A 1,542-nucleotide genomic window follows, 5' to 3' on the forward strand; every position below is an offset into this window, starting at 1 on the left:
GTGAAGTCATTGATGCCATGCTTCCAGGAAAAGCCTCTAAGCTTCAGATTGTAAGGAATCGTACCCCAAACCGACACAGGTGGTCGGGTAGAGAATACCAAGGCGCTTGAGAGAACTCGGGTGAAGGAACTAGGCAAAATGGTACCGTAACTTCGGGAGAAGGTACGCTCTCGACGGTGAAGTCCCTCGCGGATGGAGCTATTGAGAGTCGCAGATACCAGGTGGCTGCAACTGTTTATTAAAAACACAGCACTGTGCAAAATCGCAAGATGACGTATACGGTGTGACGCCTGCCCGGTGCCGGAAGGTTAATTGATGGGGTTAGACTTCGGTCGAAGCTCTTGATCGAAGCCCCGGTAAACGGCGGCCGTAACTATAACGGTCCTAAGGTAGCGAAATTCCTTGTCGGGTAAGTTCCGACCTGCACGAATGGCGTAATGATGGCCACGCTGTCTCCACCCGAGACTCAGTGAAATTGAAATCGCTGTGAAGATGCAGTGTACCCGCGGCTAGACGGAAAGACCCCGTGAACCTTTACTACAGCTTGGCACTGAACATTGACCCTACATGTGTAGGATAGGTGGGAGGCTTTGAAGCGCAGTCGCTAGATTGTGTGGAGCCGTCCTTGAAATACCACCCTTGTAGTGTTGATGTTCTAACGTCGACCCCTTATCGGGGTTGCGGACAGTGCCTGGTGGGTAGTTTGACTGGGGCGGTCTCCTCCCAAAGCGTAACGGAGGAGCACGAAGGTGGGCTAATCACGGTTGGACATCGTGAGGTTAGTGCAATGGCATAAGCCCGCTTGACTGCGAGAATGACAATTCGAGCAGGTGCGAAAGCAGGTCATAGTGATCCGGTGGTTCTGAATGGAAGGGCCATCGCTCAACGGATAAAAGGTACTCCGGGGATAACAGGCTGATACCGCCCAAGAGTTCATATCGACGGCGGTGTTTGGCACCTCGATGTCGGCTCATCACATCCTGGGGCTGAAGTCGGTCCCAAGGGTATGGCTGTTCGCCATTTAAAGTGGTACGCGAGCTGGGTTTAGAACGTCGTGAGACAGTTCGGTCCCTATCTGCCGTGGGCGTTGGAGAATTGAAAGGGGCTGCTCCTAGTACGAGAGGACCGGAGTGGACGAACCTCTGGTGTTCGGGTTGTGTCGCCAGACGCATTGCCCGGTAGCTAAGTTCGGGATCGATAACCGCTGAAAGCATCTAAGCGGGAAGCGAGCCTTGAGATGAGTTCTCCCTGATACTTTAAGTATCCTAAAGGGTTGTCGTAGACTACGACGTTGATAGGCAGGGTGTGTAAGCGTTGTGAGGCGTTGAGCTAACCTGTACTAATTGCCCGTGAGGCTTAACCATACAACACCCAAGGGGTTTTGATGGACTCAATGAAAGAACATTGAATGTGTAAGAACGAGAATTAAGAAACAGCTTTCCGGATTAAAGAATTTGCTTGGCGACCATAGCGTTTTGGACCCACCTGATTTCCATGCCGAACTCAGAAGTGAAACGAAATAGCGCCGATGGTAGTGTGGGG

2 rRNA genes are annotated in these 1,542 nt (G+C 51.9%); both read left to right on the forward strand.

The window, feature by feature from the left end:
• A 23S ribosomal RNA gene (locus tag FKN16_RS24210) occupies window positions 1-1,364 on the forward strand; the annotation flags it as partial.
• A gap of 93 nt (window positions 1,365-1,457) precedes the next feature.
• Window positions 1,458-1,542, forward strand: a 5S ribosomal RNA gene (rrf, locus tag FKN16_RS24215); the annotation flags it as partial.

The sequence above is a fragment of the Vibrio sp. 11-4(1) genome (assembly GCF_013048625.1).
Classification (GTDB): Bacteria; Pseudomonadota; Gammaproteobacteria; order Enterobacterales; family Vibrionaceae; genus Vibrio; species Vibrio diabolicus.